Source organism: Mycolicibacterium neoaurum, from assembly GCF_036946495.1.
Taxonomy (GTDB): Bacteria; Actinomycetota; Actinomycetes; order Mycobacteriales; family Mycobacteriaceae; genus Mycobacterium; species Mycobacterium neoaurum_B.
Genome location: NZ_JAQIIX010000002.1, coordinates 223,316 through 247,000 on the forward strand (window position 1 = coordinate 223,316; position 23,685 = coordinate 247,000).

Below are 23,685 nucleotides of genomic sequence, written 5' to 3' on the forward strand. Positions count from 1 at the left end.
CGAAGGCTCCTCACTGAGACTTCTTGGGGACTTCTCGGGGACTTCTGGGGGACTGCTCGGTCGTACTCGTTGCCTGGCACGGCAACCACACGAGCGACCCTATCCCCCTCGCGTGAGCTTTCGTCGCAGTCCCACAGGTTTACCCCCTCCACAACGACGAAATGGTCGCCGGATGTCATCATCCGGCAACCATTTCGTTGTTTTCAGTCCTTGAGACCGAGGTTTTCAGTCGCGAGTCAGCTTGCGGTGCGTGACCCGGTGCGGGCGGGCCGCGTCGGCACCCAAACGGGCGATCTTGTTCTCCTCGTAGGCACCGAAGTTGCCCTCGAACCAGAACCACTTCGCCTCGTTGTCGCTGTCGCCCTCCCACGCCAGGATGTGCGTACAGGTGCGGTCCAGGAACCAGCGGTCGTGGGAGATCACCACCGCGCAGCCCGGGAACTGCTCCAGCGCGTTCTCCAGCGACGACAGCGTCTCGACGTCGAGGTCGTTGGTCGGCTCGTCGAGCAGGATCAGGTTGCCGCCCTCCTTGAGCGTCAGCGCGAGGTTCAACCGGTTGCGCTCACCACCGGAGAGCACGCCGGCAGGCTTCTGCTGATCGGGTCCCTTGAAGCCGAACGCCGACACATAGGCGCGCGACGGGATCTCGTTCTGGCCCACCTCGATGTAGTCCAGCCCGTCGGAGACGACCTCCCAGACGTTCTTCTTCGGGTCGATGCCGGCCCGACTCTGGTCGACATAGCTGAGCTTGACGGTCTCACCGACCTTCACGGTGCCGCTGTCGGGCTCCTCGAGCCCGACGATCGTCTTGAACAGCGTGGTCTTACCGACACCGTTGGGGCCGATGACACCGACGATGCCGTTGCGGGGCAGCGTGAAGGACAGGTCCTTGATGAGAATGCGGCCGTCGAAACCCTTGTCGAGGTGGCTGACCTCGACGACGGTGTTGCCCAGTCGCGGCGGTGCCGGGATCTGGATCTCCTCGAAGTCGAGCTTGCGCGTCTTCTCCGCCTCGGCGGCCATCTCCTCGTAGCGGTCCAGACGAGCCTTGTTCTTCGCCTGACGTGCCTTCGCGCCGGAGCGCACCCAGGCCAGCTCCTCCTTGAGCCGCTTCTGCAGCTTCTGGTCCTTCTTTCCCTGCACCTCAAGGCGCTCGGCCTTCTTCTCCAGGTAGGTGGAGTAGTTGCCCTCATACGGGTAGGCCCGGCCGCGGTCGAGCTCCAGGATCCACTCGGCGACGTTGTCCAGGAAGTAGCGGTCGTGGGTGACGGCCAGGATGGCGCCCTTGTAGTCGGCGAGGTGCTGCTCCAGCCACAGCACGCTCTCGGCGTCGAGGTGGTTGGTGGGCTCGTCGAGCAGCAGCAGGTCCGGCTTGCTCAGCAGCAGCTTGCACAGCGCGACGCGACGCTTCTCACCACCGGAGAGGTGGGTGACCGGCTCGTCGGGCGGCGGGCAGCGCAGCGCGTCCATGGCCTGCTCCAGCTGCGAATCGATATCCCACGCGTCGGCCGCATCGAGTTCTTCCTGCAGCTGGCCCATCTCCTCCATGAGCTCATCGGTGTAGTCGGTGGCCATCAGCTCGGCGACCTCGTTGTACCGGTTGAGCTTGGCCTTGATGGCGACGCCTGCCTCGACGTTCTCCCGGACCGTCTTGGTCTCGTCGAGCTCGGGCTCCTGCATCAGGATGCCGACGGTCGCTCCGGGCTGGAGGAAGGCGTCGCCATTGTTGGGCTGATCAATGCCGGCCATGATCTTGAGGACGCTGGACTTACCGGCGCCGTTGGGGCCAACCACGCCGATCTTGGCCCCCGGCAGGAAGTTCAGGAAGACGTCGTCAAGGATGACCTTGTCGCCGTGCGCCTTGCGCACCTTGCGCATCGTGTAGATGAATTCGGCCATGCCGTCGTCATGCCTTTCGTCTGGCTGCAGATCGCGTAAAACTCGCATCCCATCCTAGGCACCGGCCGAATACCCGGTTACGCCGACAGGGACAGCCCTTGCTCGGCGACCGCATCACGGGCCATATCGGGGATCGCGTCCTCGGCGTCGGATTCATCCTGCGGTGCCGGGTTCCCGACTGCACGGGTGCGTTCCAGCTTGGCGCGGCATCTGCTGAGATCGGGCCCCACCGAGTTGGCCCGCACCTCGACCGAGGTCCGGCGGTTACCGTCCTTGTCCTCGTACTCGTCGGTGTGGATGTATCCGACCACGACGACCGGATCACCCTTGTAGAGCACACTGGTGATCCCATCGGCGACCTTGCCCCAGCAGTTGACGGTGACGAACAGCGAGTTGCCGCTCTCCCAGCTGCCATCGGGCATCTTGCGCCGCGAGTTGCTGACCACCCGGAAGCGGACGAAGTCCTGATCACCGACGCGCCGGGCGACGGGGTCGGTGGCGACGGTGCCGACGACGGAAAACGGGGTCTCGAACATGGCATGCCTTTCGGGTCGTGCGCGGCGCCCGGTGGCACCGGCCTGTGCACCCATTGACCCGGCGCGAACCGACACCGTGGCGCGGCACCCGCACGCCGCGGGCAATGTTGTGGATGAATCCGCAACTGTGGATAACTGCCCGGTTACCGCCCACCAGCCACCCACCGCGAGGCTTTGCGCGATGATCGACGGTGTGGCAGATGAGGGCACCGCAGTGATCGGACGCGCGCAATGACGATGCCGCAACGTCTGACGGACCGCTATGAGCTGGGCGAACTGCTCGGCTTCGGTGGCATGTCGGAGGTGCACCGGGCGCGCGATATCCGGCTGCACCGCGACGTGGCGATCAAGATCCTGCGCGCGGATCTGGCCCGCGACCCGAACTTCTCCCAACGGTTCCGGCGTGAGGCTCGGCACACCGCGGCGCTGAACCATCCGTCGATCGTCGCGGTGTACGACACCGGCGAGGCACAGACCTCGACCGGCAGGTTGCCGTTCCTGGTCATGGAGTACGTCGACGGTATGACCGTCAGCCAGCTGATCCAGCAGCATGGGACATTGCCCCCGGCGCAGGCGATGGCCATCATCGACGGGGTCTGCACGGCGTTGGAGTTCAGCCACAGCCGCGGCATCGTGCACCGCGATATCAAGCCGGCCAACATCATGGTCACCCCGAGCGGTGCGGTGAAGGTCATGGACTTCGGGATCGCCCGCTCCATGAACGCCACCACCGGTGACCGGCTGACGGCCACCTCGGCGGTCGTCGGCACGGCGGCGTACTTCTCCCCCGAACAGGCCCGCGGTCAGCAGGTCGACGCGCGCACCGACGTGTACTCGCTCGGCTGTGTGCTCTACGAGATGCTCACCGGGCAGGCGCCGTTCACCGGCGACACCCCGCTGTCCGTGGCCTACCAGCATGTGCGGGAACGCCCGGTCGCGCCGTCCAAGCGTCACCCCGGCATCTCCCCCGAACTCGATGCGGTGGTGCTGACGGCATTGGCCAAGAAGCCGGGCAAGCGCTATCAGAGCGCCGCCGAGCTGCAGGCAGACCTACGCCGGGTCAGTGCCGGCGGCAGCCCGGTGGCCACGGCACCGCAGGCCGACGAACTCGATCCGCCCGATGCCGGTGAGCCCGCCGGGCCACTCACCCTGCAGATGCCCGCGCAACCGGCCGGCGGCAGGACCCGGCGCTGGGCCATCGCCGGTGCGCTCGCGGCGGTGCTGGCGCTGGTGGCCGGCGGCGTCTACGTCGTCGGCGCACTGAACCGGGTCCAGGTGCCCGATGTCACGGGGCTGGACCGTGCGGCAGCGGTGAGCCAGTTGCAGGACAGCGGACTCAATCCCACGGTCGACACCATGCCCGACGGCACGGTGCAGGCCGGTCAGGTGATCGGCACCGATCCGTCCGCGGGTTCGTCGGTCTCCGAGGGCGGCGATATCACCGTCAACGTATCGACCGGGCCCGAACAGCGGCGGGTGCCCGATGTCGCCTCGATGTCCTACGAGGACGCCGTGCGGGCACTGCGTGAGGCCGGGTTCGACAACGTCCGCCGCCAACCGCAGGCCTCGTCGGCCCAACAGCTCGACCGGGCCATCGGCACCGAGCCCGCCGCCGGTCAGGATTCGGCCACCAGCAACGAGATCGTCATCATGGTCGGGTCGGGCCCGTCCTCGCGACAGCTTCCCGATGTCACCGGCCAGACCGTCGAGCAGGCGACCAAGAACCTCGACACCGCGGGTTTCACCACCATCCTGCAGGCCGATACCGACGGGGTGCTACCCGCAGGTGAGGTGGCGGGCACCGATCCGGCGCCGGGTGCGTCGGTGGCCACCGACGCCCCGATCACGTTGAAGGTCTCTCGCGGGAACCAGTTCCCCATGCCGGACCTCACCGGGCTGTTCTACGCGGACGCCCTGCAGCAGCTACAGGCCCTCGGCTTCACCGGTCGACTGCTCAAGGGCCCCGATGTGGACGCCGGCGGTGACCGGCGCGCCCGAGTGGTGCGCCAGGACCCCGCGCCGCGCGCTGGGGTGAACCGTGACGGGACCATCACGGTGAGCTACGGCAGCTGAGGACGCCGCTAGGAGGTCTTGTTGCGGTTGTCGATATCGGCGAGCTTGGCCAGCATGTTGTTGTAGGCCGCCAGCTCGGCGTCCTCATCGCGGTCGGCGGCGCGGTCGAGCCGTTTGGCCGCACGGTTGTCGCTGCGTCGCCACTGGATCAACAGCGCGAGCATCACCAGCACCAACGGCACCTCACCGGCCGCCCAGGCGATACCTCCGCCGAGCTTCTGGTCGGCGAGCAGATCGGAATTCCACGGCAACTGCAGCGAGCGGTAGAAGTCACCGGCGAGCACGGTGTTCATCCCCATCATGACCACGCCGAAGAATGCGTGCAGCGGCAGTGAGCCGAACACCATGGCGAGCTTGCCGAGCGGCGGAATCGGCCGTGGGGTGGGGTCCACGCCGATGACCACCCAGTAGAACAGGTAACCGCTGAGCAGGAAGTGCACATTCATCGCCAGGTGCGCACCGTGGCTGTCGGCCGCGGCATCGAAGATGCCACCGAAGTACAGGCCGTAGAACCCCGCCACGAAGATCGCGGTCGACACGATCGGATTGGTGAAGAACTGGGACACCTTGCTGTGCAATGCGGCCAGCAGCCACTCGCGCGGACCGGGCGGCCGACCCTTGCCCGCGGTGGGCAGCGCGCGCAGCGCCAGCGTCACCGGTGCGCCGAGCACCAGCAGCACCGGCACCAACATCGACAACAGCATGTGGGCCGTCATGTGCATGCTGAACATCGCGGGCATATAGCGGCCCAGGCCCGAGGACGTCGTGAACAGCAGCGCCGCACATCCCAGTAGCCAGGCAAGGATCCGCCCGGCGGGCCAGCCGTCACCGCGTCGGCGCAGCCGCACCACCGCGAGCACGTAGACGGTGGCCGCGATGATCGCCGCGGTGCCGAAGATGAGGTCGAAACGCCATTCGAACAGGATTCGGGCCAACGTCGGCGGTCCGGCGAGGTCGTAGCCGATGGCGACCTCGGTGATCGACGGCAACCGCACCGGCGGCGGGGGCGGGGTACGGCCGAGCGCGACCGCGAGCCCGAAGGTGATCCCGAAGATGAGCGATTCGACGAAGGCCAACCGGATCAGCGGACCGCGTGCGGTGGGGTCCGCCTCCAGCGCGGTGACGGCGCGCCTGCGCTGCAACCAGCCGAGGACACCGAGGGCCAGCAGCGCGGTCATCTTGCCGACCAGCAGCCATCCGTAGGTCTGGGTGAACAGGTCGGCCGGTTGAATCCGGACCAACGCGTTGCCGACACCGGAGAGCGCCATGGCCAAGAAACACCACACCGCGATCCGCGAGAAACGCCGCGCCGCCAGGTCGGTGTGCTCGCCACCGCGGAACGCCAGTGCCCACAGCGCCAGCAACCCGCCGGCCCACAGCACTCCGGCGACCAGGTGGATGAGCAGGCTGTTGGTGGCGACGTCGTGACTGCCGCCCGAGGAGGAATGTCCGGTCAATGCCAGTGGCAGCAAGGTGATCAGTGATCCGGCCAGCAGCACCGGTGTCCAGGACCAGCGCAGCACCGGGATGCCGGCGAGCGTGACGACGGCCGCGAGCAGCGCCGTCCACCGCCACGTGCCCGCGGTCTCGACCATGCTGGCCACGGTCCAGATATCGACCGGGTTGAGTCGGTCGGCCAGCGGGGCCCCGGTGATATCGGAGACCGTCAGCGGCACCAACAGCACCGCGCACACCGTCCACACGCCGGCGGCGACGGTCCCGGTTCGCAGCGCCCGGTACCCGGCCACGTCCAACACACCGCTGCGTTGCGGCGGGACCAGGAACGCTGCCATCAGGAAGGAGCCGACGGCGACGGCGGCCGCGATCTCACCGGCGGCCCGGACGAAGGGCAGCCCGTAGGTGGTGGCCGGGCCGGGGTCGGGCAGCCCGGTGGCGGCCAGCGCGTCGACCAGCGACAGGCCACCGATACCGGCGGCGACCGCGCCGGCCAGCAATGCGACGCCCCACAGCGTCGGCCAGACGGCACGCACGCGGACCGGGGCCGCAACGGTAGTCATACCGTCAAGGGTAGGCGGGGGTCTCAGCCGGTCGTGGGGCGGCGTGACTCCCGCTCACGCCGGCGGTACTGGCGGAACGCCGTCTTCTCGACGGTGTTCAGGTCGGCGAGAATCCCGCGGATCTCGGTGAGGAAGGCCTGACGCCGTTCGGACAGATCGGGCGCACGACGCAGCAGGTTCTGATCGGCGACCACCTGTCTGGCCGTGGCGAACAGCAGAGCCGAGACCGACTCGGCGCTGCGCACCCTGCCCTGGGCGACGTGCTGACGTCCGACGCCGAGCGCGAGCTTGGTCAGATCGGGTTCGGAGATCTCGGCCGAGGCGTCGCGCAGCACGTCGGCGACGATCTCATAGGCCTCGAAGAACGGCCGCAACATGGCCGCACCCAATAGTGGTTGCTTGACGCGCAGCAGCTCGAGGATCGACTCGGGGCCCTCGGCGATGCGCTCCTCCCAGCCGTCGACCCAGCTCATCTCCCGGGTCACGTTCTCGCGGAAGGCCACCGAATCGGCGAAGTAGAACTCGAACTTGAGCAGGTCGCGCAGGCGCAGCACCTGGGACCAGAACGCGTCGAGCCAATCGGACTCGGCGGTCGCGGCGTGCGCGAGCGCCAATTCGATGATCGAGGTCTCCAAAAACGCGTAGATGATCGAGTTGCGGTAGAACGCCGCCTCATGCTCGTTCTCCGGTGCGATCCGCCAGACCGGTTCACGCCCGCCGTCGACTCTGGTGACCGGATGGCCACCGGAGAGCGCATCCACCGCCGCGCGCACCCCCTCCTTGGTGCGCAACCGCAGCACGCTGTTGGTCATCGGGATCTCGCGGCGCTCAAGGTAATCCAAGGCGTCGGCGAAAGTATGGTGCAACTGGTCGACGGTCAGCGCCACTCCGCGCGCGGCCAGCAGTAGCGCCGAGACTAGCCCGGTGGCGTTGACCGGGGTGACCTGCACGATGCGCCAGGCCACCTCGAAGGCCATCTTCTGCATGGCCAGACGCTTCGCCTCGGGGCTTTGGGCGATGGGACCGTTGGGCTCGCCGAGGTACTGCCGCATGGACACGGCTTCGGGGAAGCGGACGTAGATCTTGCCGTAGTTGCGTTCGCCCTGGGCCTTGATGAAGTTGTAGAGCCAGCTGACGCTTTCGGGCGTCTTCTCCCCGCCACGGGCGTACTCGGCGTATTCGGCGGTCTCGTGCAGCTGGTCGAAGCTGATCGACACCGGCTGCAGCAGGATGTCCTCGCTGCGGCCGTCGAGATAGGCGTCGGCGACGTAGGACAACAGACCGAGCTTGGGCGGCAACATCTTTCCGGTGCGCGACCGGGTGCCCTCGATGGACCAGTTGAGGTTGAACCGCTTTTCCACGATATAGCCGACGAACTGGCGCAGCACGTATTTGTACAGCGGATCGTCGAGTTTGCGGCGCAGGAAGATGACCCCGGAGTGCCGGAAGATCGGCCCCATGAACCCGAAGGACAGGTTGATCCCGGCGAAGGTGTGCACCGGCGGCAACCGGTTCTCCTGCATGGCGACCGGGACGATGACCCCATCGAGATAGGAGCGATGGGAGAACAGCAGAACGGCCGGATGGACCTCCAGCGCCCCGCGCATGGCCTCGATCTCGGCGCTGTCGTAATCGATGTGTGGATCGAAACCACGACTGAAGATCGCCCGTCCCAGGGTGGGGATCAGGTCGACAGAGAACCGGCTCCAGCCGGTGGAGAGCTCGTCGAGCATCTCCCCGGCCTTCTCGATGGTCGCGCCGGGAATCTGGTCCAAACCCTCCCGGAACCGCGATGAGGCCAGCATCTCCGGCTTGACCAACCGCGGCGACTTGTACTCGGGGCCGAGCAGTCGCAGCTCGACCCGTTCGATGGCCAGAATCGCCCTGCGGATGACGAAACGGGCGAATTCGCGCGGGTTCTCGGCGGTGGTGGTGTCCTGCCACTGCTGCCGGAGCTCGGAGACCTTGGCGGGTTCACCGGCAACCACCCGCGCGCGGGCCGGGTTCTTGCGCAGGATTCGGCGCTGCAACAGTTCCGGCGGCCGATAGGTGTCACGGCCGGAGATCAGGGCAACCACCTTTGACCGGGTGGGCAATCCGCCGGGCACCCAGAAGATGCGCACCGGCACGACGGATCGGTCCGGGTCCGCCGAAAGCAGTTGGACCAATCGGGCCATCACGGTGGCGGGTGGATCATCGGAATGATCGGGCAGCAGCAGCACCTCGACACGGGCCTCGGGCCGCTCACGCTGCTGTTGGGCCAGCCAGTGGTCGAGCAACTCCTGCTCGGCGGGCGAGCCGACCGCGGCCAACACCAGGGTGTCCCCGGTCGGACTGAAGGTGGCGAAATCCTCAGCGACCGGTTTCACTGGCGCCCTTTCCGATTGCGATAGACGGCGTGGTCGGGCAGATCACCGACGGGCCACGATGCCAACGTGTCCAGATACAGCTGGCGCACCTCGGCGATCCGCTCCGTGAGATTGTCCTGGTTCCAGTCGTCGACGGGTATCGGCGGGAACACCGCGACGTCGACCTTGCCCGAGTTGAACGTGCTGGAGTCGCGGGCGGCGATGACCTCGGCATTGCGGATGACGATCGGCACGATCGGAATCCCCGCAGCCATCGCGATGCGGAACGGTCCCTTCTTGAACGGACCCACCTCGGTGGTGTCGAGCCGGGTACCCTCCGGCGCGATCAGGATCGAAAGCCCCTTCTTGGCAAGCTCTTCCACCTTGTGCAGGCCCTCGATCGCGGACTGGGTGTCCTCGCGGTCGATGAACGCCGCATCCATCACCTTGCCGAGCGGACCCATCAGCGGGTTGCGCTCCAGCTCCTTTTTCCCCACTCCGGTGAAGTCGGTGTTGACCAGATGGCCGGCGATCATCGGGTCGGCCTGGTTGCGGTGATTGAAGATGAACACCGCAGGCCGTTGTTTGGTCAGATTTTCCTCGCCGAGCACATTGAGACCGATGCCGGTGGTCAGCATCAGCAGCTTGCTCCAGTTGGACGTGAAGAAGTTGACGCCGACCCGTTTGTTGCGTGTCAGCAGCCCCAACCCGATGGCACCGGCGGCCACCGTGGGGATGGTGGCCAGGCTGGCCAGGGTGCGGATCTGCGAGATGGGGCTGCTGCCGCTGCGGCTGGTGAACTTGAGGATCGGCCATCCCCGCTTGGCAGCCACCGCGGCCAGTTTCCCGGCCGGGTTGGTCGGCCGCGGATTACCGACGAGGTACATCAGCGCGACATCCTCGTCGCCGTCGGCATAGAAGTAACTCTTGGCCAGATCGACCCCGTTCTCGGCCGAGAACTTCTGTACCGCATGGGCTTTGCCGGGTCCCCAGATGATCGGCTCGGCAACCTCACCGGTGATCAGTCCGTCGTCGTCGGCGATGAACTTGTTGCTCAAGATGTTGTCGATGCCCAGGAATTTGGCGACGGGCTCGACCTGGACGGTCAACGCACTGGAGCTCAGCACGACGGTGTGTCCGCGGGCCTGGTGGGCACGCACCATCGCACGCATCTCGGGGTAGATGCGATCCCGGACGTGCTGGACGAACAGCCGCTCCCCCAGTTCGTCGAGATCACTGACGGAGTTCCCGCGCAGCATCCGGGCACCCTTGCCGATCAGATCCTCGAACTCCGAGCGACCGAGTTGATGGTTGATACCGGCCTGCACCATCCCGATGAACTCTCCCGCGCTCATCTGCCCGCGGCGCAGCCGGTCCTGGGTCATCAACACGCCCGTGAACCCGGCCACCAACGTGCCGTCCAGATCGAAGAAGGCGCCGACCTCGGGCCCCTCGGGGCTGGCCTCGATCTCGGCGACCGTTCCCGGCAGCCGCATCACCGGCGATTCGCCGTCGGCGGGACTCATTGCGCGGCACTCCCATTCGACGATGTGGTTTCGGACATGCTGAATGATGCGGCCGCGGTGCGACCGTCGCCGCCCAGGGCCAGGACCTCGTCGAAGCCCTGGACAAGGCTGCGTCGCCACAGCTGCGCGTCGTTGATGGCGGCCTTGTCGTAGCGGGTGGTGACCGTGACGTATCCGCCACGCGAGACCAGCACCGCCATCATCGCCACACCAGGTAACGGACCAAGTCCGTAGTGCCGCAGCACCTTCGCCCCGGCGATGAAGGTGTCACCGGGATAGACGGGCACGTTGGAGGCCTGGACATCGGAGTTCACCACCGAACCGGCGACCGATTCGAGGACGGCATCGGGCAGGAAACTCGCGATCGGAGCGATCGAACCGACCATGTCGATCGCTCGTTCCTCGCGCTTGCTGGTCATCTGCGATCGAATGGCCTTGATCCGGCGTTCGGGGTCGGCGATACCGATCGGTGCGGCGAGATTGATACCGGCGAAACGGTTTCCGCCGGCCGGGTCGTCGTCGGAGCGCAGGTTGACCGGTACCGCCATCGGCAAGGTATCGATCGGCATGCCCTTGGCCACGTGGTAATACCGCAGCGCTCCGCACAGGCCGGCCAGGTAGGCGTCGTTGATGGACCCACCGACGGCCTTGGCGGCCGTGTGCAGATCGGCGAACACGATATCGATCGCCTCGCTGTGGGAGCTCAGGCTGCGCCGGCGCAACAACGGCGAGTGGTCGGCCACCGGCCGCGACACCCGGGTGGTCGACAGTGCGTAATCGACGACGCCGCTGACCGCCGCGGCCGGATCCTTGACGACGTTGGTGACCGCGTGCACCGCACCGCCGACCAGACCCAGCACGCTGTTGGTGATCTTCATGGGCATCCGGTTGAGGCCCAGTTTCATCAGGTCGTTGGACGACAGGTCCTGCGGAATCGGCAGCGGCGCAAGCTCCCCGATCTCGACGTCGCGCTCCAGATTGTAGATGTGGGCGAACATCTCGACGGTGCCGACACCGTCGGCGACGGCATGGCTCAGGTGCAGGATGGTGGCGGCACGGCCGTCGGCCAGACCCTCGACGAGGGTGGCGCTCCACAGTGGGCGGGTGATGTCCATCGGCGACTGCAGCGCGATCTCGGCGATGTCGAGGACCTCGCGCAGCGTGCCCGGTTCGGGTGCCCGCACCCTGCGGACGTGGAAGTCGAGGTTGAAATCCGGATCGACCACCCAGCGCGGCGCCGCAGTGGGCAGGGTCGGCATCACCACCTTCTGGCGTAGCCGAAGCACCTTGCGGGATGCCTGCTCGAATACCGCCCGGAACCGCTCCCAATCGGGAGTCGTGTCAAGCAGTTCGACACCCATGATCCCGGACCGCGTCCGCGGATTGGCCTCACCGCGGTGCAGCAGCGTGTCGACGCCGTTCAGTTTCTGGGGCAGCCCCGCCGCATCCAACGGCACTCTGCTCATCGCGCGAACTCTCCTCCTGATAACGCCCCTCGTGCAGCGTCCACGCTAGTCGGCGTCACGGCGACGCGACGCCCCTTTCGCTGGGAGCGCGAAACCTCACAGCCCTCACGCCGGGACGCGCGTATCCGCGGGCGGGTTCGGCAGATCGCGGAACGCCGCAGCCGCCAGGATCCGCTTCTGCTGACCGTTCCTCGGCGCGGCGATCCGCAAGTTCACCGAGACACCGTGATCGGTCGGCCGGATGTAGTAGCACTCGTCGGTGTCGGGGCAGTAGATGCAGATGACGTCGACGGCGTCCTTGTCGATGGGTACCGAATGGACGCCGTGTCGATCCGCCCAAGTCGATCGCAGATTCAGCTTGATGACCCCGGCACGCGCGCATCGGTACTTCACCTGGACCCTGATGAACACGCCCGCCCGGTAGGCGACCAGGTCGAAGGCAGCATGCTCGGTGGCCGGGAAGAGCATGGTGTAGCCCTTGGCCACCAGATCCGAGAAGGCCTTGGCGACGCCCAGATCACCTTTGTCCTTCGTGTGGTGCGAAGCCATCGACCGTCTCCTCCTGAACACCGTTCCACCGACAGGTCGGGCTCGCCGTCGGTTGCTGAAAGGGAGTCGGTGAGGTGTAAATTACGACTGTCCGATCTGCCCCCGTGGCGCAACGGATAGCGCAGCGGGTTTCTACCCCGTAGGTTGCAGGTTCGAATCCTGTCGGGGGTGCTTTTTCACCGTGTGCGGGTCCGCCGGTGCCGACCCCATGTTGTCTGAACGGACCATAGCGCCCACCACCGACAGGTCGCGACGAACAGGCGTCAGTCCTCGGTGGCCCGCAGCTCGTCGAACGCCGCACCCAGATTCGGCCGGATGGTCAGGACATCGGCCAGGCCGACCAGCTCAAGGGGTCGACGGGTGATCGGCCCGTCGGCCACCACCACCAGCGGAACCTCCGGGATCAGCCGCTGATGCGTCTCCACCAGTACCGACATGCCATAGGAGGCGAGCAACTCGGTATCGGTCAGATCCACGATCACGGCCGTCGGTTGTTTCTTCAGCGCGGTCGCGATGACCTGCTGCAACGTCGGTGCGGTCACCATGTCGATGGCACCGGCGCAGCTCACTACCACCGTCGTGTCATGCCACGATTCGGAGCAGACACACGGAGACGGGATGGGCTCAACTCGGTCGGGCATGGACACCTCGCGCAAAAGTCGACTCGGGGCGCAATGTCTCGCGGGGCTGCTTCTTAACCAAACAAGCTAGAACGCCGAGTACCACGAGCCTAACGTAAAGATCCGGTCCCAATAGTGTCGCGGCACCCGAGCGGGCGGCAATCCGCCGACCTGGCACGCTGTGCACCGTAGTCGGGGACAGAACGGGGAGGTCTACCCATTTCGCGTCAAAACGATGATGACGTGGCCGTCGAGGGTCTGCTACCACCCGGCACCGTCATCGACCTGGACAACTGCGCGCGGGAACCCATCCACATTCCCGGAAGTGTCCAGCCGCGCGGTGTACTCGCGGTGGTCCGCGAACCCAGTTTCGAGATCCGCCAGATCAGCGCGAACGTCGACGAGCTGCTCGGACGTTCCGTCGACGAGGTGCTGAACCAGGACCTGTCAACTCTCATCGGGATCGATCAGGCCAACCTCATCAGACAGGCCGCCGCCACCTTCGGGGATCTGCGCCAACGCAACCCTCTCGAGCTGACCATGGAGGTGGGCGGCTACACCCGGCCGTTCGACGCGCTGCTGCACCGCGAACCCGGCGGCATCCTGCTCATCGAGATCGAGATGGCGTACGGCGAGCGCCCCTTCTCGTTCCCCAACACCTACCAGGCCGTCCGCAACTCGGTGGAGGAACTCAACCGCGCCGACGGGCTCGGGCCGCTCTACGACACCGCGGCGCGGGCGGTGCGCGAGCTGACCGGGTTCGACCGCGTCATGGTGTACCGATACGACCGCGACTACAACGGTGAAGTCGTCGCAGAGAACAAGCGTGAAGATCTCAATTCCTTTCTCGGGCTCCACTATCCGGCCAGCGACATACCTGCCCAGGCGCGCGCGATGTACGAGAAGAGCTGGCTTCGCCTGATCTCCGACGTCGATTACACGCCGGCGCCGTTGGTGCCGGCGATGGACCCCGACAGCGGGACACCGGTGGACCTGACCCATGCCACCCTGCGCAGCGTCTCCCCAATTCACATCGAGTACCTGAAGAACATGGGCGTGCGCGCGTCGATGTCGATATCACTGTTGCGGCACGGTCGGCTGTGGGGTCTGATCGCCTGTCATCACTACTCCGGACCGCACCTGCCGCCCTACGGTGCACGCGCCGCCGCCGAGTTCCTCGGCTCGACCTTGTCACTGCGGATGGTCGACCGGTTCGACGAAGACCAGCTGCGCGAGCAACTCGCCGCCCAATCGCTGTTGAGCCATCTGACCGCGGCGACGCACAATGACGCCGAACCGCTGGCCACCACGCTGCTGGGCGTGCCCAGCGTGCTCGACCTGTTGCCCGCCACGGGGGTTGTGGTCAACGTGGGCGGTGAGTACGGAGCGCTGGGTTCACCGCCGGCACCCGAACACGTCGCGGCGATCGCCGCGTGGGCCCGCAGCACCGGTGAAGAGATCGCGGTCACCGAATGCCTTTCGCGTGACGTGCCCGCGGTGCCGGTCGATCCCCAGATCGCGGCCGGGGCGCTGGCGCTGAACCTGCCGGACGACCAGTACGTCATCTGGTTCCGCGATGAGGCTGTGCGCTCGGTGGACTGGGGTGGCGACCCGCACAACAAGGCGATCGCCGTACAAGAGGGAGATCAGGTCCGGCTCAGCCCACGAAAGTCCTTCGATCGCTGGCGCGAGGTGGTCGACAAGTGCAGTGAGCCGTGGGCACCCATCCAACTGGAGTCCGCAGAAGGGTTACGCGTCAACCTCGTCGAAGAGCTCTACCGCCGGACCCGCAGCGCCCTTCGGGTGGCCGAGGTGTTGCAACGCAGCCTGCTACCGGAATCCATCCCGACCGTCGAGGGCTGGGAGTTGTCCGCCGACTACCGGCCCGCAGCAGGCGGCCGGGTCGGCGGCGACTGGTACGACGCGTTCGAACTCCGCGATGGCCGGCTGGTGGTCCTGCTCGGTGACGTGGCCGGCCATGGCCTCGCCGCCGCGGGAACGATGGCCCAGCTCCGGAATGTGCTGCGGGCCAATCTGTTCGCCGGTGCTGCGCCCGGAACGGCGATCGACGAGCTGAACACTTTCAGCGTCCATCTGATGCCCCGCACTTTTGCCACCGTCATCGTCGCCAGGATCGACATCCGCACGGGCCACGTCGAGGCGTCCTCGGCCGGTCATCTCATGCCGTTCATCACCGAGTCGGCGGACGCCACGCCCGCTGCGGCACTGATCAGCCTGTCGCCGCCGATCGGGGTTCGGGGCGCGACGTATGCCACCAGCGAGTTCGTCATCGAGTCCGGTCAATCCATGGTGATGTTCTCGGACGGATTAGTGGAACGGCGAACAGCATCGATAGACGAAGGTCTGCTGCGCTTGGCCACCAAACTCGCGGCATCCCGCGACCGGCGCGCGGCGACCGTTTCTGCGGCGATGACGCCCAACGACACCGACGACGACGTCACCGTCATCGTCTTGGGCCGCCGGTGAGCAACCTCCCGAGGTGTTGGAATCGGTTGATCACTCCGAGGCTTATGGTGGGTCCCGCGTCGGGGCCGGTCAGCTCACCGAACTACCGCCACTATCGAGCGCGCCGACAATGACGGCGCGATAGCTCACATCCGAGGGGCGATGCCGATGGCCGCGACCGAAAACTATTGGAATCACAACACGGCCTACCACCCGTGGCTGCTCACGCTGGCTCGTCGAGACGGTCATATGCTCGACGTGGGATGCGGCGACGGCCTGCTGGCGCAACGACTCGCCGCGGTGTGCCGAACGGTAACCGCCTTGGATCCCGATTCCACGGCGATCACGCGAGCCCGCGAGCGGATGGGAAGCGAGACACGTATCTCGTTGCACAACTGCTCATTCGACGAGTTCGACCCCGATGGCGCACACTTCGACCTGATCACCTTCGTCGCCAGCCTGCATCACATGGACCTACGCACGACGTTGCAGAGGGCCCGCGGTCTGTTGGCGCCCGGTGGCACCATCGCCGTCGTCGGACTGAGCGCCAACACCTCGGTCGGTGACTGGCTGATCTCGGCCCTCACCCTTCCTGCGGTGCGCCTCGGATCACGTTGGCACCGGGAACAATCCGATATCGGCGTGGTCGTCGCAGACCCGCGCGAATCTCTCTCCGAGATTCGGCGCGTGGCCGGCGACGTCTTACCGGGCGTGCGGATCCGCCGAGCCCTCTACTACCGATATCTACTGCACTGGACGATGCGCACCTGACCAGATCACCAGTCGTCGGAGCGAATGCCCGCCGTGGCGTCGGGCATGACGCTGCCGGTACCCGGTGTCGACAAGGACCATCCGCCGACTCCCTCGCACACCAGATCGGTGGGCATCGACACCTGCGAGGGCACCGGGACGCCCAAGCCTGAGATGCCCGGCATGTTCAGCTGCGGGGTGGGCAGCATTCCGGTCACCCCTCCCACGCCCGACGGGGCAGCCAGCGAGGGTTGCGGCAGCATCTCGGCCAACACTCCGGTGACACCGGCCAGTGGCGCCATCACCATGCCTGGAAGACCGGATGCGGCGCCGGCCGCCGGCAGGATCGCACCGGGAATACCGGCGAATGCGGTCCCACCGCCCGCTGCTGCGGCGGGCGCGCCGACTCCGACCGCTCCGGCAGGAGCAGCCGCCTGGACCGCGGCCACCGCGGGTGCGGTCACCGCCTGAACGGCTCCGAGGCCGCCCGTACTGGCCATCAGTGGGCCGACTGCGGCGGCATTCACGCCACCCGCACCGGCACCGCCCGCACCACCACCGGCTGCGCCACCGCCAGCAGCTCCACCGCCACCAGCACCGCCTGCAGCGCCACCGCCACCAGCTCCCGCACCGCCACCAGCACCCGCGCCGCCCGCACCTGCGCCGCCCGCACCGCCAGCACCCGCGCCACCGGCACCACCACCAGCGGCACCGCCGCCGCCACCCGCAGCTCCGCCGCCACCTGCACCGCCAGCACCCGCGCCGCCGGCACCACCAGCGCCACCACCAGCGGCGCCACCGCCGCCACCGGCACCACCCGCGCCGCCCGCAGCTCCACCGCCACCGGCGCCACCCGCACCGCCGGCACCGGGGATCGCCACCGCCGCAGCATCCTCGATCGGTGCACCGATCGGCGCACCTGCTACACGTGCCGCGGCATCGTCTAGGGCCGCGCCGGGCAGTCCACCGGCGCCAGGGGCTGCACCCGCCCCGGGCAAACCGGCTCCGGGTGCACCTGCGGCGCCTGCAGCATCGACAAGCGCCGCGGCCGGACCTTCACCATTGAGTCCGGTGCTGGCCAGCAACGGGCCGACACCTGCACTGTCCATCAGCGGCGCGCCGCCTGCCGCATCGGCCAGCGGTGCGCCCAGGGCTGCGGGTGCTCCCCCACCGACCGGGGCCCCACCACCAACCGGAGCGCCGCCGGCCACGGGGGCACCGCCGCCAACCGGAGCGCCACCCGCCACAGGGGCACCGCCACCGACCGGAGCACCACCACCCACAGGGGCACCGCCACCGGCAGCACCACCCGCCGGAGCGCCGCCACCGGCAGCACCACCCGCCGGAGCGCCACCACCCGCGGCACCACCCGCCGGAGCGCCGCCACCGGCAGCACCACCGGCCGGAGCACCACCGACTGCAGCCGCCGGAGCACCGGCACCACCAGCGCCCGCACCGCCACCAGCCGCGCCAGCACCACCGGCACCGCCGCCGGCACCGCCGCCGGCCGCACCGGCACCGCCGGTACCACCGGCAGCCTGCAGGGCCGCACCGGAACCGCCACCGGTCGCCGCTCCTGCGTCAGCGATCACCGCAGCGGGCGCGCCACCCACAGCCGCGCCCGGAGCGCCGCCAACCACCGCACCGGGTGCACCGCCGCCCGCCACGCCGGGAACGCCGATACCCGGAACGCTGACGCTCGGAACGTCGACATCGATGGGCACCGACAGCTCCACCGGTGGGGACGAGATCTCCGCGGGCGGACCCGACACCTGCACCGGCGGGGCATGCACCTCGACCGGAGGGGCCGCCACTTCGACAGGGGGTGCGTGCACCTCGACGGGCGGGGCAGACACCTGCACCGGCGGAGCATGCACCTCGACCGGAGGGGCCGCCACTTCGACGGGGGGAACAGTGGCGGCAAGTTCAACCGGCGCACCGGCCACCCCGCCGCCCTCGACAACTCCGGCAGCAGGGACGGCTCCTGCGCCGCCGACACCACCGCCACCGGTGGCACCACCACCAGCGGCACCGCCACCAGCCGCACCACCACCGGCCGCGCCACCGCCAGCGCCCGCTCCACCAGCGCCACCGCCGGCCGCACCACCACCGGCACCACCGCCGGCCGCACCACCACCGGCACCACCGCCGGCCGCACCGCCGCCACCAGCTGCACCACCACCGGCACCACCACCAGCGCCACCGGCGTCAGCACCGCCGATTGCCGCGGCAGGTGCCGCACCTTCGCCGCCGCCGACCACCGGCGCGGCGGCTGCCACGGGTGCGGCCGCCCCACCGTCGACCACTGCGGCGGCAGGGACCGGCACCTCGATCGCGGGTGGCGGGGGCACCGCGGCCGCGTCGATCAACTCGCCCGCAGGGGCGCCTGCCGGAGCCGCCACGCCGGCGGCCGGATGAATTGCCGCACCAGGAGCACCACCGGGGGCACCCCCTCCTCCGCCGCCTGCACCGGGAGCTCCGCCGCCACCGGCGGTGGCCGCAGCATCTGCAAGCGGAGCACCACCCGGGATAGCGCCGCCACCGGGCGCCGCACCAGCGGCATCGACGATCGCTGCACCCGGCGCGCCTCCGCCACCAGGAATGCCGCCGGCCAACGGAGCACCCGCCCCCGCGGCGTCGATCAACGGAGCGCCTGCCGCGACAGGAGCACCGGCGCCACCGGCACCTGCTCCACCGCCGCCGCCCGCGCCGCCGGCACCTGCTCCACCGGCACCGCCCGCACCGGCACCGCCCGCACCGCCACCGGCCGCACCAGCACCGCCAGCACCGCCACCGGCCGCACCAGCACCGCCGGCACCGCCCGCACCACCACCGGCCGCACCCGATCCACCAGCTCCGCCGGCGCCACCACCAGCAGCTCCGGCTCCACCGGTTCCGCCACCGGTCACACCCGCCGCCGGGAATGCACCGGCCGCAGTCGCCGGGGGCACGACAACCGGCGCGGCACCGCCGCCGGTGAACGGCGCAGCGATGCCCTGCAGCGACTGGCCCAGATCAGGCGGCGACGCGGCGAGGTTCTGCACCATGCCGACACACGGCACGCCGCCGGCGCTCGACTGCAACGCAGGTTGCGCATCGGCCGTCGCAATCAGCAACAGCGGCGGCGTGCACAGAGCCGCCGCAGCAAAAATGCTGACAGCCAAACGATTTGACCTACTCACCATGTCATCCCCAAGCGTTTTCAAATTGACGTCGCAGTCAGGGAAGAAGGTAAATGACATGCATGAAACTCACAGGCGCGCCAAACGGGACGGTTACCGTTCCGATGCAAAGGAGATCCGGGCCCGTGACAGAAGACCGGCGAAGTCCCAGGAAACCGCCGAAACGCCGCACCACCTGGACACCGACGCGGCCGTCCCGATCCGTAGCCTTGTCGGCATGACCGACCTCGTCCTCGTCGATATCGCCGATCGCATCGCGACCATCACGGTCAACGATCCCGATCGGCGCAACGCCGTCACCGCCGAGATCTCGGCAGGCCTGCGCGCCGCGGTCGAAGCCGTCGAAGCCGACACCGACGTGCATGCGGTGATCGTGACCGGGGCAGGCAAAGCGTTCTGCGCCGGCGCCGACCTGACCGCGCTCGGTGAGGCGGCCGAAGACGGATTGCGCGTCATCTACGACGGCTTCCTGGCCGTGGCCGACTGCGCCCTACCGACCATCGCCGCGGTCAACGGCGCCGCGGTCGGTGCGGGCCTGAACCTGGCACTCGCCGCAGACGTCCGTATCGCGGGCCCGGCCGCACTGTTCGACCCCCGCTTTCAAAAACTGGGTATCCATCCCGGCGGCGGCGCCACCTGGATGCTGCAGCGCGGAGTCGGACCCCAGGTTGCCCGCGCCGCACTGTTGTTCGGCAAACGTTTCGACGCACAGGAGGCGGTGCGGTACGGGCTGGCGCTCGACGTGGCCGACGATCCCGTGGCCGCGGCGCGTGAACTGGCTGCCGCTCCCGCCGGCGCGCCGCGCGACATCGTGATGGCGACAAAGGCCTCCATGCGGGCGACCGCCAATCCCGGTGTCGTCGACAGCGACCAGCACGCGCTCGCTGTCGACATCGAGATCACCCCGCAGGCGCGTTCCATCGAGTCACCGGAGTTCCAGAGCCGGTTGTCCGCGGCCAAGCAACGCTAGAGGTCTGCCAACGCCAACTCCGGTGCCTCCACCAACTCGCGCAGTTCGGTCAGGAACGCCGCAGCCTGCGCGCCATCGATGATGCGGTGGTCGAACGCGCAGCTCAACTCCATCGCCGTGCGCGCCACCACCGCGCCGTCGACAACCACGGCACGCGGCTTCAGCGACCCCATACCGAGGATCGCGGCCTCGGGATAATTGATCACCGGCACACCCGAATCCAGGCCGAGCGCACCGAAATTCGACACCGTGAACGTCGACCCCAGCAGTTCGGCCGGACGCAGTGTCCCGCCACGCGCAGCATCGATGACGCGCGCCACTTCGGCGGCGAGCGCGCGGGTGGTCCGCTGCTGGGCGTCGGTGACCACCGGAACCAGCAGCCCGCGCGGTGTGGCCACACCGATGCCGAGGTGCACCGACGAATGACGGTGGATGCGCGGACCGTCGGCGGTGTCCACCCATGTCGCGTTCAGCAGCGGATGTCGCGTCAGCACCGACGTCAGCAGCCGCAGCGTCAACGCGAATGGCGTGATATCGAGGCGTCGCGAAAGCTGCTGCAGCGCGGAACCATCGACCACCACGGCGGCATGAGCATCGGGAATCGTGCTCCGCGACAACGCCATCCGCTTCGCCATCTCGGCCTGCACACCGGAGAGCGGAACCATGTCCGGGGTCGCCGACGCGGACAGCACGTCATCACGGGTGACAATGCCGTCGGGGCCGGTCGGCGTCACCGAGGTCAGATCGACACCGTTGTCACGTGCCAACTTTCGGACCGAAGGCTTCGCGCGGGCACGCCGGGACGTGTCCATCCGATCATCGGCGCCGTATCCCACCAACACCGGACCGGATCCGGATTTTTCGTCGGCGCCTATGCGCACCAGCATCGCACCCACGGAAAGGGTCTCCCCCGCCGCCCCTCCGAGTTCGACGATCCGGCCGGCGTGCGGACTCGGGATCTCGACCTCGGCCTTGTTGGTCTCCAACGTGCACAACACCTGGTTGAGTTCGACGGTGTCGCCGACCGCCACCGACCAACCGGTGATGGTGGCCTCCGCCAAACCCTCACCCAGGTCAGGCACCCGGAACTCCTGGGCGCTCATTGCGCCATCACCTTGTCGACGCAGTCCAGCAACCGATCCACCCCTGGCAACCACAGCTTCTCCAGCCGTGCCGGTGGGTAGGGGGTGTCGAATCCGGTGGCCCGCAGCACCGGCGCCTCCAGGTCGTAGAACAACTCCTCGGAGATGCGGGCCGCCAATTCGGCACCGAAACCCAGCGTGCGCGGCCCCTCGTGCATGACCACGCATCGACCGGTGCGCCGCACCGAATCGGCGATGGTGTCGAAGTCCAACGGGTTGAGCGTCCGCAGGTCCACGACCTCGACGCCGACACCACGATCGGCCGCCGACTCGGCGGCGTTCAGGGCGACATCGACCAGGCCCCCATAGGTGAGCACCGTGACATGTTCACCGGAACGTCGGACGGCGGCACGCCCGAAGGGCAGCTCGGCGGCCTCGGTGTCGACGGTTCCTCTGGTCCAGTACCGGCGCTTCGGCTCCAGGTAGATCACCGGATCCGGGCAGCTGATCGACTGCCGCAGCAGCCAATACGCATCCGATGGTGTCGACGGGACCACCACCTTCAAGCCCGCGGTGTGCAACCAGTAGCTTTCGGTGGACTCCGAATGATGTTCGACCGCACCGATTCCGCCGAACGACGGGATCCGCACGGTCACCGGCATGTCGACATCACCGTGGGTGCGCATCCGATATTTCGCCAGATGACTGACCATCTGGTCGAACGCCGGGGCGGAGAACCCGTCGAACTGGATCTCCGGCACCGGGACGAACCCGCGGATCGCCATCCCGATCGCGATACCGATGATCGCCGACTCGGCCAGCGGCGTGTCGAAACACCGCCGCTCGCCGTATGTTTCGGCCAGACCGTCGGTCACCCGGAACACACCACCGAGTCGGGCGACATCCTCGCCGAACACCAGGACCCGCTCGTCGGCGGACATCGCGTCATGCAGTCCGTGGTTGACGGCCTGCGCCAGCGTCATGGTCAACAGTGACGGTCGGGGTTCGCCGAACTCACCCATCGGGGGACGTTCGATGATCTGCGTCATCTCAGGCCTCCTTGCCCAGTTCGATGAGTATTTCCTCGCGTTGGCGGGCCAGCTCCGGGGTGATGTCGTGGTAGACGGTGTCGAACACCTCGGTAATATCGGGGTCGGGCGCACCGACCAGCGCCGCCCGCAGGTCCGCACGAAGCCGCGCCGCCTTGGCGGCAACGCGCTCTTCGAGCCGCTCGGTCAGGTCGCCGGTGGCTCGCAGATAGGCGGTGTACCGGGTGATCGGGTCGCGGGCGGCCCAGTCCTGGACGTCGGCGTCGCTGCGGTAGCGGGTGGGGTCATCGGAGGTGGTGTGCGGTCCCATCCGATAGGTGACCGCCTCGATGAACGTCGGGCCGCCGCCGTCGCGGGCACGTTGGGCGGCCTCGGACATGACGGCGAAGCAGGCCAGCACGTCATTGCCGTCGACGCGCACCGCGGGCATGCCGTATCCGGCGGCCCGGTCGGCCAGCGAGGTCGCCGCGTGCTGGCGGCGCTCCGGCGTCGAGATGGCGAACTGATTGTTCTGGATGAAGAACACCGTGGGCGCGGCGAAGACAGCGGCCAGGTTCAGCGCCTCGTGCGCATCACCCTCGGAGGTGGCGCCGTCACCCATGAATGCCACCGTCACCGAATCCTCGTCGAGGCGTTGGGCGGCCATCGCGGCCCCGACGGCGTGCAGCCCGTGGGTGCCGATCTGAATGGAGATCGGCGCGCAACATCTCTCGGTGAACGACAGGCCGCCGTGCCAGGATCCGCGCCATACCGCGCCCATCTGCGCGGGAGAGATACCGCGGGTCAGGAACGCACCCAGCTCGCGGTACTGCGGGAACAGCCAATCGGTCTTGCGCAGGCTTGCCGCCGCGCCGATCTGCGCCGCCTCCTGCCCGCGACAGGAGGCATAGAGCGCAAGCTCACCCTGGCGCTGCAGATTCACGAACTCGGTATCGAGCTCGCGGGTCAACACCATCAGCTCATAGAGCCAGCTCAACGTTTCGGGTGGGAGATCGCGCCGATAGCGCGTCTCGGAGGTCGGGGCGCCATCGGCACCGACCAGTTGTAGGGGTGCAGGAATGACAGCCATACCGCCTCCTTCAGGGTGGCGGCATGTTCGGCCGCCGTTTCCTCGAGGTGCTCGGCACAGAGGCGGTCGTGCGACCCCCTGG

Annotated in this window: 20 protein-coding genes and 1 tRNA gene; 6 read left to right on the forward strand and 15 right to left on the reverse strand. The window is 68.0% G+C overall.

Annotated features, from left to right (window positions below):
- Nucleotides 1-225: 225 nt before the first annotated feature.
- Together ettA and PGN27_RS06505 are read right to left on the reverse strand one after the other, a co-directional pair.
- Nucleotides 226-1,899: an energy-dependent translational throttle protein EttA gene (gene ettA / locus PGN27_RS06500; protein ID WP_335325430.1), complete on the reverse strand. Its 1,674-nt coding sequence runs from the start codon at nt 1,897-1,899 to the stop codon at nt 226-228.
- Nucleotides 1,900-1,976: 77 nt separating this feature from the next.
- Complete coding sequence (locus PGN27_RS06505) at nt 1,977-2,435, reverse strand: single-stranded DNA-binding protein (RefSeq protein WP_335325431.1); 459 nt, start codon at nt 2,433-2,435, stop codon at nt 1,977-1,979.
- 231 nt (nt 2,436-2,666) lie between these two features.
- Here PGN27_RS06505 and pknB point away from each other — a divergent pair, with 231 nt between their 5' ends.
- The gene (pknB, locus tag PGN27_RS06510; RefSeq protein ID WP_335325432.1) at nt 2,667-4,508 is read left to right on the forward strand and encodes a Stk1 family PASTA domain-containing Ser/Thr kinase; all 1,842 of its coding nucleotides are present in this window, start codon (nt 2,667-2,669) and stop codon (nt 4,506-4,508) included.
- Between the two features lie 8 nt (nt 4,509-4,516).
- Here pknB and PGN27_RS06515 read toward each other — a convergent pair whose 3' ends face one another.
- The 5 genes from PGN27_RS06515 to PGN27_RS06535 form a co-directional block, all read right to left on the reverse strand.
- Nucleotides 4,517-6,526, reverse strand: coding sequence for a bifunctional copper resistance protein CopD/cytochrome c oxidase assembly protein (locus tag PGN27_RS06515; RefSeq protein WP_335325433.1), 2,010 nt, complete (start codon nt 6,524-6,526; stop codon nt 4,517-4,519).
- Nucleotides 6,527-6,549: 23 nt separating this feature from the next.
- On the reverse strand, nt 6,550-8,895 hold the full coding sequence (locus tag PGN27_RS06520) for a glycerol-3-phosphate 1-O-acyltransferase (RefSeq protein WP_335325434.1): 2,346 nt from the start codon (nt 8,893-8,895) through the stop codon (nt 6,550-6,552).
- Entirely contained in the window at nt 8,892-10,400 is a 1,509-nt protein-coding gene (locus PGN27_RS06525; RefSeq protein ID WP_335325435.1) for an HAD-IB family hydrolase, read from the reverse strand. Before PGN27_RS06525 ends, PGN27_RS06520 begins: the two co-directional genes overlap by 4 nt.
- Nucleotides 10,397-11,866, reverse strand: a complete 1,470-nt coding sequence (locus tag PGN27_RS06530) for a wax ester/triacylglycerol synthase family O-acyltransferase (protein ID WP_335325436.1) — start codon at nt 11,864-11,866, stop codon at nt 10,397-10,399. The genes PGN27_RS06525 and PGN27_RS06530 overlap by 4 nt, the downstream gene beginning before the upstream one ends.
- Before the next feature lie 105 nt (nt 11,867-11,971).
- Nucleotides 11,972-12,415: a group I intron-associated PD-(D/E)XK endonuclease gene (locus PGN27_RS06535; RefSeq protein WP_335325437.1), complete on the reverse strand. Its 444-nt coding sequence runs from the start codon at nt 12,413-12,415 to the stop codon at nt 11,972-11,974.
- Between the two features lie 98 nt (nt 12,416-12,513).
- Between PGN27_RS06535 and PGN27_RS06540 the strand changes: the two genes are divergently transcribed.
- Nucleotides 12,514-12,586 (forward strand) — tRNA-Arg (locus PGN27_RS06540).
- Between the two features lie 92 nt (nt 12,587-12,678).
- Here PGN27_RS06540 and PGN27_RS06545 read toward each other — a convergent pair.
- The gene (locus tag PGN27_RS06545) at nt 12,679-13,056 is read right to left on the reverse strand and encodes an STAS domain-containing protein (protein WP_335325438.1); all 378 of its coding nucleotides are present in this window, start codon (nt 13,054-13,056) and stop codon (nt 12,679-12,681) included.
- Between the two features lie 222 nt (nt 13,057-13,278).
- Between PGN27_RS06545 and PGN27_RS06550 the strand changes: the two genes are divergently transcribed.
- Both PGN27_RS06550 and PGN27_RS06555 read left to right on the forward strand, forming a co-directional pair.
- On the forward strand, nt 13,279-15,522 hold the full coding sequence (locus PGN27_RS06550; protein WP_335325439.1) for a SpoIIE family protein phosphatase: 2,244 nt from the start codon (nt 13,279-13,281) through the stop codon (nt 15,520-15,522).
- 141 nt (nt 15,523-15,663) lie between these two features.
- Nucleotides 15,664-16,272, forward strand: coding sequence for a class I SAM-dependent methyltransferase (locus PGN27_RS06555; protein ID WP_335325440.1), 609 nt, complete (start codon nt 15,664-15,666; stop codon nt 16,270-16,272).
- A 5-nt stretch (nt 16,273-16,277) separates the two neighbouring features.
- Here PGN27_RS06555 and PGN27_RS06560 read toward each other — a convergent pair whose 3' ends face one another.
- From PGN27_RS06560 to PGN27_RS06575, 4 genes are all read right to left on the reverse strand, one after another.
- Nucleotides 16,278-16,778 carry a hypothetical protein gene (locus PGN27_RS06560; protein WP_051644274.1) on the reverse strand — a complete coding sequence of 167 codons (501 nt, stop codon included), beginning with the start codon at nt 16,776-16,778 and terminating at the stop codon, nt 16,278-16,280.
- Nucleotides 16,775-17,158: a hypothetical protein gene (locus PGN27_RS06565; RefSeq protein WP_335325441.1), complete on the reverse strand. Its 384-nt coding sequence runs from the start codon at nt 17,156-17,158 to the stop codon at nt 16,775-16,777. The genes PGN27_RS06560 and PGN27_RS06565 overlap by 4 nt, the downstream gene beginning before the upstream one ends.
- Before the next feature lie 201 nt (nt 17,159-17,359).
- Entirely contained in the window at nt 17,360-17,815 is a 456-nt protein-coding gene (locus tag PGN27_RS06570; RefSeq protein WP_335325442.1) for a hypothetical protein, read from the reverse strand.
- Nucleotides 17,816-17,839: 24 nt separating this feature from the next.
- Nucleotides 17,840-17,965 carry a hypothetical protein gene (locus tag PGN27_RS06575; RefSeq protein WP_335325443.1) on the reverse strand — a complete coding sequence of 42 codons (126 nt, stop codon included), beginning with the start codon at nt 17,963-17,965 and terminating at the stop codon, nt 17,840-17,842.
- Between the two features lie 157 nt (nt 17,966-18,122).
- Between PGN27_RS06575 and PGN27_RS06580 the strand changes: the two genes are divergently transcribed.
- Nucleotides 18,123-19,424, forward strand: a complete 1,302-nt coding sequence (locus PGN27_RS06580) for a hypothetical protein (protein ID WP_335325444.1) — start codon at nt 18,123-18,125, stop codon at nt 19,422-19,424.
- 226 nt (nt 19,425-19,650) lie between these two features.
- Complete coding sequence (locus tag PGN27_RS06585; protein WP_335325445.1) at nt 19,651-20,403, forward strand: enoyl-CoA hydratase; 753 nt, start codon at nt 19,651-19,653, stop codon at nt 20,401-20,403.
- On the opposite strand, the gene PGN27_RS06590 is transcribed toward PGN27_RS06585, so the two are convergent.
- From PGN27_RS06590 to pdhA, 3 genes are read right to left on the reverse strand one after another with little or no spacing between them, the layout of a single operon-like run.
- Nucleotides 20,400-21,506 carry a dihydrolipoamide acetyltransferase family protein gene (locus PGN27_RS06590; protein WP_335325446.1) on the reverse strand — a complete coding sequence of 369 codons (1,107 nt, stop codon included), beginning with the start codon at nt 21,504-21,506 and terminating at the stop codon, nt 20,400-20,402. The genes PGN27_RS06585 and PGN27_RS06590 overlap by 4 nt on opposite strands.
- Nucleotides 21,503-22,534, reverse strand: a complete 1,032-nt coding sequence (locus PGN27_RS06595; protein WP_418888557.1) for an alpha-ketoacid dehydrogenase subunit beta — start codon at nt 22,532-22,534, stop codon at nt 21,503-21,505. Before PGN27_RS06595 ends, PGN27_RS06590 begins: the two co-directional genes overlap by 4 nt.
- A 1-nt stretch (nt 22,535) precedes the next feature.
- Nucleotides 22,536-23,603 (reverse strand): pyruvate dehydrogenase (acetyl-transferring) E1 component subunit alpha, encoded by a 1,068-nt coding sequence (gene pdhA, locus PGN27_RS06600; protein ID WP_335325447.1) that lies wholly within the window; start codon nt 23,601-23,603, stop codon nt 22,536-22,538.
- Between the last annotated feature and the right edge of the window lie 82 nt (nt 23,604-23,685).

Coding starts and splice junctions, on each gene's coding strand:
- PGN27_RS06545 (WP_335325438.1), bottom strand. CDS start 13,056: ATGCCCGACCGAGTTGAGCCCATCCCGTCTCCGTGTGTCTGCTCCGAA.
- pdhA (WP_335325447.1), bottom strand. CDS start 23,603: ATGGCTGTCATTCCTGCACCCCTACAACTGGTCGGTGCCGATGGCGCC.
- PGN27_RS06530 (WP_335325436.1), bottom strand. CDS start 11,866: ATGAGCAGAGTGCCGTTGGATGCGGCGGGGCTGCCCCAGAAACTGAAC.
- PGN27_RS06575 (WP_335325443.1), bottom strand. CDS start 17,965: ATGTCGACGTTCCGAGCGTCAGCGTTCCGGGTATCGGCGTTCCCGGCG.
- PGN27_RS06555 (WP_335325440.1), top strand. CDS start 15,664: ATGCCGATGGCCGCGACCGAAAACTATTGGAATCACAACACGGCCTAC.
- PGN27_RS06590 (WP_335325446.1), bottom strand. CDS start 21,506: ATGAGCGCCCAGGAGTTCCGGGTGCCTGACCTGGGTGAGGGTTTGGCG.
- PGN27_RS06535 (WP_335325437.1), bottom strand. CDS start 12,415: ATGGCTTCGCACCACACGAAGGACAAAGGTGATCTGGGCGTCGCCAAG.
- PGN27_RS06505 (WP_335325431.1), bottom strand. CDS start 2,435: ATGTTCGAGACCCCGTTTTCCGTCGTCGGCACCGTCGCCACCGACCCC.
- ettA (WP_335325430.1), bottom strand. CDS start 1,899: ATGGCCGAATTCATCTACACGATGCGCAAGGTGCGCAAGGCGCACGGC.
- PGN27_RS06595 (WP_418888557.1), bottom strand. CDS start 22,534: ATGACGCAGATCATCGAACGTCCCCCGATGGGTGAGTTCGGCGAACCC.
- PGN27_RS06525 (WP_335325435.1), bottom strand. CDS start 10,400: ATGAGTCCCGCCGACGGCGAATCGCCGGTGATGCGGCTGCCGGGAACG.
- pknB (WP_335325432.1), top strand. CDS start 2,667: ATGACGATGCCGCAACGTCTGACGGACCGCTATGAGCTGGGCGAACTG.
- PGN27_RS06585 (WP_335325445.1), top strand. CDS start 19,651: ATGACCGACCTCGTCCTCGTCGATATCGCCGATCGCATCGCGACCATC.
- PGN27_RS06580 (WP_335325444.1), top strand. CDS start 18,123: ATGCACCTCGACCGGAGGGGCCGCCACTTCGACGGGGGGAACAGTGGC.
- PGN27_RS06515 (WP_335325433.1), bottom strand. CDS start 6,526: ATGACTACCGTTGCGGCCCCGGTCCGCGTGCGTGCCGTCTGGCCGACG.